At 35.1% G+C, this 12126-nt stretch carries 6 protein-coding genes; 2 read left to right on the top strand and 4 right to left on the bottom strand.

The window, feature by feature from the left end; all coding sequences use genetic code 11:
• Positions 1-4: 4 nt before the first annotated feature.
• From ACFIK1_RS09055 to ACFIK1_RS09040, 4 genes are all read right to left on the bottom strand, one after another.
• A complete protein-coding gene (locus ACFIK1_RS09055) occupies positions 5-439 on the bottom strand; it encodes an AtpZ/AtpI family protein (RefSeq protein WP_375662628.1) in 435 nt (144 codons plus the stop codon).
• A 1064-nt stretch (positions 440-1503) separates the two neighbouring features.
• Complete coding sequence (der, locus tag ACFIK1_RS09050) at positions 1504-2946, bottom strand: ribosome biogenesis GTPase Der (RefSeq protein ID WP_375662627.1); 1443 nt, start codon at positions 2944-2946, stop codon at positions 1504-1506.
• A gap of 4 nt (positions 2947-2950) precedes the next feature.
• Positions 2951-3622 (bottom strand): tetratricopeptide repeat protein, encoded by a 672-nt coding sequence (locus ACFIK1_RS09045; protein ID WP_375618447.1) that lies wholly within the window; start codon positions 3620-3622, stop codon positions 2951-2953.
• A gap of 582 nt (positions 3623-4204) precedes the next feature.
• Positions 4205-5977 (bottom strand): SLC13 family permease, encoded by a 1773-nt coding sequence (locus tag ACFIK1_RS09040; RefSeq protein WP_375634700.1) that lies wholly within the window; start codon positions 5975-5977, stop codon positions 4205-4207.
• 354 nt (positions 5978-6331) lie between these two features.
• Here ACFIK1_RS09040 and ACFIK1_RS09035 point away from each other — a divergent pair, with 354 nt between their 5' ends.
• A complete protein-coding gene (locus ACFIK1_RS09035; RefSeq protein WP_375662626.1) occupies positions 6332-8038 on the top strand; it encodes a hypothetical protein in 1707 nt (568 codons plus the stop codon).
• Positions 8039-8184: 146 nt separating this feature from the next.
• The gene (gene nhaA, locus ACFIK1_RS09030; RefSeq protein ID WP_375618444.1) at positions 8185-9543 is read left to right on the top strand and encodes a Na+/H+ antiporter NhaA; all 1359 of its coding nucleotides are present in this window, start codon (positions 8185-8187) and stop codon (positions 9541-9543) included.
• Positions 9544-12126 lie beyond the last annotated feature (2583 nt).

Here is a 12126-nt window from a genome sequence, read left to right as displayed (position 1 = left end):
AACCTCATTTATCGGACCTCTCATTGGCCCCTTTATCTTGTTTATCTTGGCGCAATACGCCTTTTTTTCCTAATTGACTGGAGGAAACATACCCCACAGACCGAAGAATACTCAATACACCCGCAGCAAATCCAAAGAAGAGAAAAAATACCAATCCCCAAGGCCATGAACTTGCTAACTTATCAAACCCCAACCCCAAAACAATACCAACTATAATACTTGCCAGAAACTCACTGGAAAGCTTAATTGCATCTGCCATCCTTCCTTGTGATTTTTCCCGCTCACTCTTATACTCCCGCTTCTTTAATGCTTGCTTGCGCACTAAAGCTACGCTTAAGTTCCTACTACGACATTCCAAATCCTCTGAATGAAGACACTCTCCTTGCTTTTTCTCTTCAGCCTCCTTACGGCTCATAACGGGTTTCTCGCCCATCGCCATCATTGGCTCCTTAATTAAAAAGCAACGTAAGAATACATTTCATAAAACCGTGTGCATCATATTGTTCCCGAATTTATTCGTCAAGATACTAAAAGAAATCTATCACAAGTTATCGTATAAATTTCATTGCAGAAATAACGTATTTTTCAATTTACATGCTTTCTTAAAAAGATATTCTAAGCACCTAAACCGATTTCACGACAGCACCCGTGAATGTATAACGAAAAGTTCCCGTGAATAATATAAAACTTATAGAACAACCATTTTACGCTTAACGAAAGGTGTAAACTAATACCATCTTATTTTCCGGCTCCCAATGTTATATCAGTCCTAGTTTTGAAAGAGAACATAGAAAACTAAAAACAGTATGAGAACGTTGGTTTTCTCCTTTTATTCGAATAAACTTGCACTTTTCATTTTATGAAAATGATAATAATCAATGGTTTCTGTATGATCCTATTCGCAAAGTATTTTATATACACCATTACAAGCCTCATCACGAAATGAGCTTGAGGGTATTAAGAGAAGCTCCTTTAAATACAAGATATTAATAAATCAAAAATTTCAAATAGATTAAGCCAATAGAACACAATAAAATTTAAATATGATTACCATACCACTTTATACAATTTTAATCTACTTTTATAAACTTCGCTCCTTACAATTGAATATCTGTGGATTCAGCAAATATTTTTGCTTTTTATTCAGACAAACAAGCAAAAGCGCTTATTCATAAGCTTTATTTTTATGAAACGATAATCTAATGCTGCTTTTCAAACAAGCATCATAATTATATTCCCCTACCCTCATATTGCATCTATTCTTGCACTTAAATAACCCATTAAGAGGATTATGTACTCTTTCTTAAATACTCCCTATTAAACTCTTCTCATGACATGCAAATAAATAATCTTTATCAAGATGAGAGAGCTCTATTCAATAGCGCTCATGATAAATGATTATCAATAAAATTAAAACTTTAGCAAATAAAACTTTTTCTTTTATGAAAAGAAAGATCATTAAAAAACTTATTTTTAAGATTCTTAATTATAGATTTCATTCACTTAAAAAATTAAAGAGTTATCATTTCTCTTGGAACGTGTCGCAAAAGGATTATCAGAGGCTCGTAATGATATGCGAACGGGTATACCAGACATATCAAATGTTTCACGTAACCCATTGACAAGATAACGCAAATACGACTGGGGCATACTTTTGGGGCGCGAGCAGGAAATCATAAATCCAGGAGGACGTGTCTTAACCTGTGTGATGTATTTAACCTTAAGTCGACGTCCAGAAACCGCAGGAGGTGGATGATGTGCCACAACAGTTCCAAGCCATTGGTTCAATTTAGCCGTCGAAATGCGACGATTCCATACACGGTGCATCATCATGACATTTTCCATCAGTTTATCAATCCCTTGACCATATTGTCCTGATAAAGGAACAGCTCTCAAACCACGAACTTGAGGAAGAAATCGCGCACATTTTTCATGCAAATCAATCAATGTGGTCTGACTGTTTTCAATAAGGTCCCACTTATTGAAAGCAATAACTGGAACACGCCCTTCACGAATCACAAGATCAGCAATTTGTAAATCCTGCTTTTCAAAAGGTATCGTTGCATCAAAAACAATGACCACCACTTCTGCAAAACGAATAGCACGTAAAGTATCTGCAACAGATAGTTTTTCTAATTTTTCTTGAATTCTCGATTTTCGACGTAAACCTGCAGTATCAAAAAGTTTAATATGACGACCACGCCATTCCCAATCTACAGAAATAGAATCACGCGTGAGTCCTGCTTCTGGTCCTGTTAACAATCGCTCTTGTTTCAACATACTATTGATAAGAGTGGATTTTCCTGTATTGGGACGCCCCGCAATTGCAATCCTAATGGGCTTACTTTCATCGTAAATAAGCTCCTCTTCTTCCAAATCCTTTACATCATCACCAACAGATGCAGGTTGTATCATTCTATCTTCTTCTTTGTTGTTGCCAAAAGCATGCTCTGACCCAACAGCATCTATAATTGCATCACGCAGATCACTAAGTCCCAAACCATGTTCAGCCGATATTGGGCACGGCTCCCCCAAACCTAATGACCACGCCTCATACTCTCCTCCTGTTGCCGCTCTTGACTCAGACTTATTGGCAACAAGCACAACTGGCTTTCCTGATTTGCGAACCAATGAAGAAAAATTTAAATCACTTGATGTTATTCCGCTCTTTGCATCAAATACAAATAAAATAAGATCCGCTTCATCAATTGCAACTTTTGTATGAGAACGCATACGCCCCTCAAGTGTATGATCACCTGCTTCTTCCAGCCCAGCGGTATCAATCACATCAAAACGTAGATCTTGAAGTTTTGCCGCATGAATACGCCGATCACGTGTTACACCAGGCTTATCATCAACCAAAGCCAATTTTTGCCCAACCAAACGATTAAATAGTGTTGACTTCCCAACATTGGGACGACCAACGATAGCAATGGTAAGGCTCATCGATTTATTCCTTATTTGCCTTGCCCTCAGCTTGTATAAGCTCAAGCATCATTCGAGCCCGATCTGTTATTTTTAAACCCAAAGAACCTTCTTCAGAAATTTTCTTAAAATAATAAACCGCCTCATCCATTTTATCCGCCTTATAAGCAGCTAAGCCTAAAGCTTCTCTTGCAGACATACGCATAGGATCGGTATCACTTGCCATATCTTTGATGCGCTTTTCAACATCAGTTAATGTCCCTGTATCAACCAGAATATAAGCCGCCCGAATTTTTGCAACTTTCTGCAAAATCTGCGGTGCTTTCTCGTCCGCTGCAACAGAATCAAAGATCTCCACTGACTTAATAATATCACCTTTCTCCATGAGTAAAGAAGCCTCACGTAAACGAGCAAGAAAAGGATACCCCCCAAAATGAGAGGTTTTAACAGTTTCTAATTGCTTTATCGCTTTATCAAAATCACGTGTATCCGCAAGATCAAGACTCTTTACAAATGCATCACCAATATAACCAGCTTTCTTTATTTGTGTATGATGATAAACTTGATAAGCAACTATCATGAATATAAAAAGAATAGCTGCTCCAATAATTGAAAAACCATACCGTCTCCAAAAAGCAAGCGCCTTTTCCTGACGAAATTCTGCATTCACTTCAGCAATAAAACTATCATACGACATATATCATACCTTGAAAAAAGTTACTTCACCTATGCTTTTACGCATAAATGGATAAAGATGGTAGCCCTAATTAACTAAAAATCTTTAAATTGCTCGTTTATTTATTTTAAATCAACATGTAGCCAATTCAATCAGATTTTTGCAACAGTCTTAATCGAAAATGATGTAAGCACCCTGTTTGTTCACATTACAGCTTTTACATATATTGAGTCTTATGAAAAATTCACTGCCTTAATATTTATCATGATTGCCTATCATCTCAAGCGAACTTTCTCCCCATTATATAGAGGGATAATCTTTTGAAGTCTTCAACCGCAATCGTTGGTTGTATTGGATTATACAATTATAATAGAAAAACCAATTCTTGAAAAAACTTGAATAAACAGTAAATTTCCACGAATGTCTACTAAAACCAAATAGATAAAGTTTTATCTGTATCAAAAATACCGAAGCGCCATGATTAAAGTGTGGTATAATTCCAAATCTTCAGTTAAAGTTCTATATACAAAGTGTATCCCTTCAGCTTATCTTCATGCGATTAACAACTTTTTATAATTGATCCTTAAAGTTTTTTAAAATATCCTATTGTAAGGGCCAAACCCACATAAGCATTGGAACAGCAATAATAACGATCAACACCGCCAATGGAGCACCCAAACGTGGATAATCACTAAAACGATATCCTCCTGGCGCCATCACGAGCATATTACTTTGATGTCCAATAGGTGTAAGAAACTCACAACCCGCACCAATTGCAACAGCCATCAAAAAAGCTTCAGGCTTATAATGAAGGGAATGAGCAAAACTTGACGCAATTGGTGCTACCATCATCACTGTTGCTGCATTATTCAAAAATGGCGTGACCAACATAGCTGTCACCAACATAAGTGCTAAGGCACCAGATGGTGGGAAAAATATTGCCAATTGGCTTAGCCATTGACCAATGAGATCCGTACATCCTGTTTTCTCTAACGCTTCACTCACTGGAATAAGAGCCGCTAATAGTACTAATATTTGGCCATCTAATGCCTGATACAGATCACGCGCGGGCAAAACGCGAAAGATAACCATTGCAGCAGCAGCAGAAAAAAAAGAAAACGCAACGGGAACAATATGAAAAGCTGTAAAAATAATTGCTATAAATAAAACAGCTAAAGAGATGAAACCATGTCGTAAATTTCCAAACACAATATTTCGTTTTGCTAGGGGCAGGCATTTCAATTCTCTTAACAAATTTGGAATAACTGCATCCTGTCCTTGCAAAACAATCACATCGCCAAGATGGAAAATAATATCATCAAGTCTTCCCCGCACCCTTTCATGTTGACGACTTAACGCAAGCAAATTTACATTATAGTGATCAAATAGGGAAAACTCTTTCGCACTAATACCAATAAGAGGTGAATTATGGGTGATGACTGCTTCAATAATATCGATGTCACTGTCCTTATCACCTGCAGCAATAGTTCGCCCCTTAGAAAACTCTAAACGAGCAGAGTTCATCACGCTATCTAACCCTGTATGCGACCCTTCCAGCAAAATAATATCATTTTCAGACAAAACAAAATCTGGTAATGGTGAAATAGATACTTTGTTTCTGATGATTTGAATCACCATAACATCACCACTTGATGGCTTAACCAAATCAACAATATTTTTTCCCACAATCGGTGAATTTATTGGAATATGCACTTCTGCAACATAATTACGAATATCAATGGCATCATCAAACGATACACCTGAACGCACACGCACAGGCAAAAGCCAATAAAAAAGAACCAAATATAAAACACCAGCCGTCGCAATAACCGCACCAACTGGTGTAAAATCAAACATAGTAAAAGGTGTTCCTGCTAAACGTTCTTGCATCGCTGAAATAACAACATTGGGAGATGTTCCTATCTGTGTCATAAGCCCCCCCAACAAAGAACCAAAAGCCATGGGCATCAAAAAGACAGAAGGAGAAACCTGAGAACGACGTGCAAACTGAAAAGCTATCGGAAGCATAATCGCCAAAGCACCAATGTTTTTAACAAACATTGATAATACGACAACAGAAAGAACCAAAAAAGCTAACTGAAGACGCACCGATTTCACGTCTGGCCATATCCGTTGGATAATAAATTCCATTATACCAGAGCGAGATACAGCAGTACTGACAACAAACACACTCCCCACGATAATAACGATATCATTACTAAAACCGCTAAAAGCTTCCTTCGGACTGACAAGACCAAGAGCACAAGCTATTAATAACGTACAAATAGCAACAAGATCATAACGAAATCGATCCCAAATAAAAACAACCATCATGAGACCAATGATCGAAAAAGCCATTATTTGATTTTCTGTCATAACACTTACCTCTCCCCATTAAATTATAATGAACAAGAACATATTTTTTATGTTTTAAATATTCCTATAAACAGCAGCAAGATAAAAGCAGACATCGAAATATTTTAGGATAATTTTAAAGTGATAAAAAATTATGATGCGCATAAACTTGCCTCTCCTTATTATGCGTGCTTTTCTATAAAGTGCTGAACCCAAAGAAAATTGATAAAAGTTGATAAAGCTATATTGCAAAAAAGATGAGAATAACTCTAATATAGAGAGTAGATAATTGTTGAAACTGGTACACGCTATATTTAAACCTTTGTCGTTGCTTAAAAGAATTTATCTTCACTCTCAATTCAAAGAGTGATAAAAATGAAAGAAGAAAGAATGGTCAATCTTAATAGTGGGTATCAAAGTAACCTCAGATATTGGCTCACTTGCATTATTGGATTTGTTGCTATCTTGGCAATTATAATTGTTGGTGGATTTTATATTGCAAAACCCTATCTTGACAGTTTTGTAAGAAAAGAAATAGCCCGTCATTCCATAAAAGCCGAAACATCTGAAGTAAGCATTCTAGGTAAAATTAATTTGAAGAATGTGACAATACCTGTTCCAGCTGGTACATCACTTAAAATTGGTGCCATTTCTGCCCGTCCTCCTCTTTCCTTTATTCCCGGAACTTTTACATTTTATAATGTTGATTTAAAGCATAATAATATTCATGTGCAAATTCCCCAAATTTCTCTTCGGAATGTATCCTTAAAAGAAAAAGATAGAACGATAACATCACGTCTTTTACAATCAATGATGCGTATTGAGCTTTCCTCAATTATTGCTCCCAATATACAACTTTCTATAGAAAATAAAAATAACCGAACAGAAACGGTTGAAATCAAGAATTTCCAGCTTTCTGATTTTAGAAATAACCATATCCATTCAGTTAGTATCAAAAATATGGATCTTAAAACGGTCGTAGCAAATGGTGCCAAACAGATGCAACTTATGGCTAAAAGTGATACAATAAAAGCCCATGATATCGACATCAACTATGCCTACTCTATCATTTTTGGAAAAAACAATGCTCTCAATCAAGGTAAAACCGTTACTGGCCCCATTTCTTTGAATAATATAAATGTCGATATTTTTGAAGAAGCAGAAAAAAACAGCTCTTTCTTCCTTGGGCAATTTAAAACATCTGGTTTAAAGATGAAACCGCTTGAGCAAACTCCTGAAAAATTAATCAAAGCTTATCTTAATGCAAGAAAAGAGAATAATAAAATCGCTGAAAAAGTAGCACAAAATGGTCTTCTTCTAAACATACTGCTCGCCATTACCTCAGCGGATGCCAAAGTTGATAATATCACCGTTGATATACCGCAGTTGAAAGCAACGCTCGAATCATTCCAATTCAAACCAAGTTTGTGGAAACAACCTATCCCTAAAAAGCTTTTTCTTTCTCTCAACAACCTTTCCGTTTTACCTAAAAAAATGAATGAAAAAGACTTAGAGTTCTTCAAAAATCTGAACTTTGAGCGCTTTAATGTTTCAGGAAAAATTGATATTTCTTACGATGAAAAAAAACGTATGCTCTTTCTTGATACAATGTCTTTCAATATGAAAGACGTTGGATCTGGGAACATATCGGCTAAGGTTATTGATGTTGATGAAAAGCTTTTTTCGGGTCAGAAAAATATAATGATTGCTGCGTCTCAAGACCTTGGCATCAATGAAATTGATATACAATATACGGATGCAGGTTTCATTGATAAGCTTTTTTCTTATCTTGCGCAAAATCTTAATGACAGCCAACATGATCTAAAAAAGGAACTTTATGACGATTTCTATCTAATGATGACGCAGACCCCAAAAATTCTGCTAAAAAATCATGACGAAGCAGAAAAAATTTCAAAATCCTTAGGAGAATTTGCTAAAAATCCACAAACATTGATCGTTAAAATTAAAGCAAACGATAATAAAGGTCTCGCAATAGTTGATCTCGAATCTGCTCTACAAAATGATCTATCTAAGGCTTTAAGCAAAGTACATCTCACTATTAAAAATGAAACATCACCTTAAACATTTTGTGCTTTAAACATGATGATCTTGCCTATAAATTAAGAACTTTGTTCCTCTTTTTTCTTTTGTATGATACAGAAGGTATCATACAAAGTCATTTATACAGAGAATATAGAATCTAAAATTGTCGATGCTTGGAGTTGTTCATGTCTGATTTATCTTCAAATCGCCTGCCTAATCGCGCTTCTCGTGTCACTAATCAAGCGCTTTCTGCTATCGAGCGTTTTCTCCATATTGAAGCTCTTAGTGGTGTTGTTCTTTTATTAGCTGCTGCTTCTGCACTTATTTTTGCCAATTCTAAATATGCTGCTTTCTATGAATCTTTTTGGCATACACCTCTTGGCTTTAATTTGGGTCATTTCACTCTTTCATGGGATTTACATTTCTGGGTTAATGATGCCCTTATGACTATTTTCTTTCTCGTCGCAGGAATGGAAATTCGACGCGAAATTCATGAAGGTGCTCTTGCCGATTTTAAACAAGCAATCTTACCAATTGTTGCTGCAATAGGGGGCGTTTGTGTTCCTGCAATTATTTACTTTATCTTCAATTTTAACGAGGGACATATCCGCGGTTGGGCTGTGCCAACAGCAACAGATATTGCCTTTGCTCTAGGTATTCTTGCTCTTCTAGGAAAAAAAATTCCTTCTAATCTTCATATTATTCTTCTATCATTAGCGATTATTGACGATATTATCGCTGTTCTTATTATTGCTTTTTTCTACTCAACAAACATTGATCCTAGCGGTTTAATGATTGCAGGAGCAGGTATTGCTTTGGTACTATTTTTTCAGTGGATCGGGCTTGCATCAGCATGGCTTTACATTTTACCTGGTGCAATCATTTGGTGGGGTTTAATGGTAACAGGCGTTCACCCATCGCTTGCTGGCGTAATCTTAGGGATGATGACTCCCGTTCTTCCCACCCGTACTCTTGTAGCGCCACTCACCATGCTCAGTAACGCTATGCAAATTCTTCAAGAAAAAAATACAAAAACAGATCTGCATCATATTTCAACAGCATTGAAAAAGATGCGCAAAGGACAACGGGCCATGATTGCCCCAGTAACACGTGTTCAAAAAGCATTGCATCCATGGGTTGCATACGGTATCATGCCAGTTTTTGCCTTCGCAAATGCAGGAGTAAGTTTTGCAAACTTTGATCTTTCTTCTGACAAATCATTCTTGATTGTTCTGGGTGTTGTCATTGGTCTTTTCATCGGTAAGCCTCTTGGTATTATCACTGCCAGTTATATAGCTGTAAAATCAGGGCTATGCCGCCTACCCCCTCATATGACCTGGACAGGCGTTTTACTCATTGGTTTTTTAGCAGGAATTGGCTTTACAATGTCTATTTTTGTTTCAATGCTCGCTTTTAAAGATATTATTCTGCTTGATGCAGCAAAAATTGGGGTCCTCTGTGGCTCTGGTTTATCTGCTCTTATTGGTCTGGGATATGGATTTATTTATATTAAGCGCAATAAAGGAATTTCTCATAGTTCCTAACAAACTAACTGAAAATACATTTTTATGCAGAACTTTTAAAAAGCGATTTCGCTCATTTGTTGGGTTCGGACGATATTTAATGTAAAAGCTGTTGTCTCGCCTCATCTTTACACTTATAAAGGAGAAAACTAACATCATCATACTATTTACGAGCTTCTAATGTTGAAACACCTTTGACTCTTAAGAAGTCTTATAAGAGATATTTTATTCCTTTCTTCAATATTCTTTTACTCATGCACCAGCTCCACTCATGTTGTGCACAGAAATAATTTTAATTGTTTCAATATAAAAGGCTTCGTGGTTTCATAAAAGCTGCCTTTCGTCGAGACTATTATTCACTATAAAGAAAAAATTAATTATTATGAATCAATATCTTATGTTTAATTATACGAAACAGATAAGAATAAGCAAAGTTCAATAATCAGTTAAGTAATTCCATGGTTTATTTTTTTCCAATAAACCACCCTCCTCGTTACTGATTTTATTGCCGGTATTCTAAACAACTTTAATTTTATCTTCTTAAAAAGCACATTATTTTTGGGTAAAAATATTTAATTTATCATTATAAATCTTGAATGAAATTCAAATATCGTATGATTTTTTCATTTCAAATCTGTACATGATGAATCAATCAAGACTATTCGCTTACACGTCACAAGCCGAAGAGAAATATGGATTATTGAGGAAAGAAATAAGAATGCTTCATCATATCCATACAAGAGCTGTTCAACACGAAAACTAAAAATTAAATGATGACGACCAACTGACACCTTTGATCTAAGAAGGAGATGGGGCCCCAATAAATTTTACGTTACACCATCCACAAACGCCGTAATGGGCTTGGGGAGAAATATTTCTTTAAAACAAGCGCGTAAATTGGCACTATAATAGCGTTTTTTTACGTGAAAGGCATATATGATTTAATAACGCAATAAACAAAAACGTGAACCAATGTGTAATATCCATTATTTAAAAGATATTGCTGTCAATCCCTTTGAAAGTTGTAAAGCAGAATTAAAAGGAAGTTGTAAAATGGAAGTTGGTTTTCACTTTTATGGCTTCATATTCTCCCCCAATTAGGTTTTATCTCCATTTCAGAAATTACCCCAACAGGTATACGCAACATCCTTGTTCCTATCTGGCATACAAAAACAGGAGTTGCTCGTAGTCCCCTTACCCGTCTCAATATATATCGTCAAACATGCATCTACGCTGATATTAGATATTGATACAGGTAACAAAAAACAAAAGATTTTTTTGGAATAACAACGTCATAACATTACTACTAGATTGACAATGGAGTGGAAAAATATTCCCGTTTTTTATCATCGACACATCGCTTGTCTCACTCCATGAAAGAATTAAACTTGAAGCATGCTTCCATAGGGAGCACTCTAGTTTACGTAATTAACTCGCGGGAAAAAAGAAAATCCTAGTCATTTAGACTATTCTAAAACATATGATTGGTGGAAAAATAGAGCATATATATCGTTGTTCTCCCCTTTTTCCGCTCTTATTTGATATTTATTTTCTTTTTGTTTAAAGAGCTCGCTCTATATTTCTTGATACCATAAAATACTCTTCATAGATAATTTAAAAAGCAATATTTTCGAGACTTTCAAATTATACAACGCCACATAAAATACAAGAAGAGTAAAATAATATGGCTATATTTCTCACAAGAAGAGTTTTGCTTACAAAGACCACCATTTGCAAAATATGTAAACATGATAAGAAACTAGCACAATATACTGCAAAAACGAAAGAATGTATTTCATGTGTGATTGGCAGTATGACACAGAAAATACTTATAATAGAGTAGTTAAGGGAAGAAAGTTAACCTAAAGAACATATGGAGGTATCAAAAACTTTGAAAATCTTAATCATAATTCAAAAAAGAGAAATAGACATGAAAAAAAATTTAATTAATAAAATCATAAAAGCAACACACTGTAACATTATCATTAATTTTGATCTATATTTACATGATTTTATGAAAAGTACTTCTGAAGAAGCTATAAACGCATAAGATATGGTAATTTTATAACTTATAGTGCAACATAAATATTGTCTATAAAGATATATTTTTTTATTGCCTCATAATATGGAAAAAATTAAATTTTCAAGATATACATAAAGTCATAAACAATCATTTGATGACAAACTAAACATCTCTAGAAAATACATCATCAATTCTATTTTTGGTAATTCCGTCACTAATCCAATGAGCGCCCATTTCTCTAAGATTTATAATATTAAATCTGTATTCACGAGGCTGTCCCTCATGTAACATGCATTCTTTGAATAAACGCAGTGCATTGTTCCTTAGTTCTATTAAGGCTTATCGTATAAGTCTTCTCCATCCCACTCTATAGGTTCTAAAACGTTTATAGACGGCATATTTTATATCCCTTCTTAAACAGAGTTTTTTACCTAAACATCTTTCTCTTGTAATATATAAGTGACCATTTTAAATTCATCATGAACAAGTTTAAAATAAGAGAGTTCTGCTGTATTAAATATTCCATTTAAGTTTAAAATATAAATTATCCTTAACAAAAATTATTAATTATATATTAAAGC

This window comes from Bartonella sp. OC16QHHD (assembly GCF_042194035.1).
Classification (GTDB): Bacteria; Pseudomonadota; Alphaproteobacteria; order Rhizobiales; family Rhizobiaceae; genus Bartonella.
Note: the sequence above shows the minus strand (reverse complement) of the source record. Positions and strands in the feature narration are given on the sequence as shown.

Bases quoted from the DNA above. Each gene is read 5' to 3' on its own strand.
- ACFIK1_RS09055 (WP_375662628.1), bottom strand. From the start codon at position 439: ATGGCGATGGGCGAGAAACCCGTTATGAGCCGTAAGGAGGCTGAAGAG.
- der (WP_375662627.1), bottom strand. From the start codon at position 2,946: ATGAGCCTTACCATTGCTATCGTTGGTCGTCCCAATGTTGGGAAGTCA.
- ACFIK1_RS09045 (WP_375618447.1), bottom strand. From the start codon at position 3,622: ATGTCGTATGATAGTTTTATTGCTGAAGTGAATGCAGAATTTCGTCAG.
- ACFIK1_RS09040 (WP_375634700.1), bottom strand. From the start codon at position 5,977: ATGACAGAAAATCAAATAATGGCTTTTTCGATCATTGGTCTCATGATG.
- ACFIK1_RS09035 (WP_375662626.1), top strand. From the start codon at position 6,332: ATGAAAGAAGAAAGAATGGTCAATCTTAATAGTGGGTATCAAAGTAAC.
- nhaA (WP_375618444.1), top strand. From the start codon at position 8,185: ATGTCTGATTTATCTTCAAATCGCCTGCCTAATCGCGCTTCTCGTGTC.